Here is an 853-nt window from a genome sequence, read left to right as displayed (position 1 = left end):
CTTGGGTCACGAGCAGCTCAACACGACGCAGATCTACACGCACGTCTCGATCAAACGCCTCCGCGAAGTCCACGACAAGACGCATCCGGGAGCCAAGGACCGGCCGCCGCAATCTGATCCCAACGCGTCCGACGACAAACCCACCGAGTAGTCGATCGATCCACTACAATATCGGGATGCTCTGTCATCGATCATCCCGCCGCCAAAACCTTCGGCAACGTCTCGCGCGCCTCCGCGCGCGAGGCGTTAAACCGTGCGCCGATTTAAAATCAAACCGTGGCTGCAAAACGCTTCGCCAACCAACTTGCTCGCCCGGCAAATCACGCCCTGAAAACGACAGGCCATCTATCGAGTTCACGGTTCGCTATCTCCGCACCCAACAGTACAGTGTCACCGCACTGACGGATCCGAGTGGGACGATTAAGGAAAGGTACGCCTATGACGCGTATGGCAACGTGTCGATCTTCGATGGGAGTGGAACGGCACGAACGTCGACAGCCGAAGGCAACCGCTATACATACACGGGCCGCGAGTATGACAACGTCCTCAATTTGTACCATTACCGTGCCCGCATGTACGATCCATTCGCCGGGCGGTTCTGCTCCAGAGACCCAATCTTTCCATTTTCAGGTTGGAGTGCATATGAAACCTTAGAATCGAACCCGGTTGTGTTCTTGGATCCGTCCGGACTCGCTACATGGTATCATCATTGGTTACCCCAGAACGCGTATTCGCTGACGATGCTTCAGCAGCGTTGCCCGCAGTTGATTGCAAGGTTTGGACCGACGCCACAACGATTTGTCGATCTATTTACGACACCATTCACTCCTGGGTGGGGGCCTCCATCACAAAG

Annotated in this window: 1 protein-coding gene; it reads left to right on the top strand. The window is 55.7% G+C overall.

The window, feature by feature from the left end:
* Positions 1 to 176: 176 nt before the first annotated feature.
* Positions 177 to 853: RHS repeat domain-containing protein (locus H1B37_RS34720; protein WP_353620980.1), on the top strand; the 677-nt coding region annotated here is incomplete at its 3' end.

The organism is Stieleria mannarensis, assembly GCF_014154935.1.
Classification (GTDB): domain Bacteria; phylum Planctomycetota; class Planctomycetia; order Pirellulales; family Pirellulaceae; genus Stieleria; species Stieleria mannarensis.
This window is presented reverse-complemented; position numbering and strand designations above follow the sequence as displayed.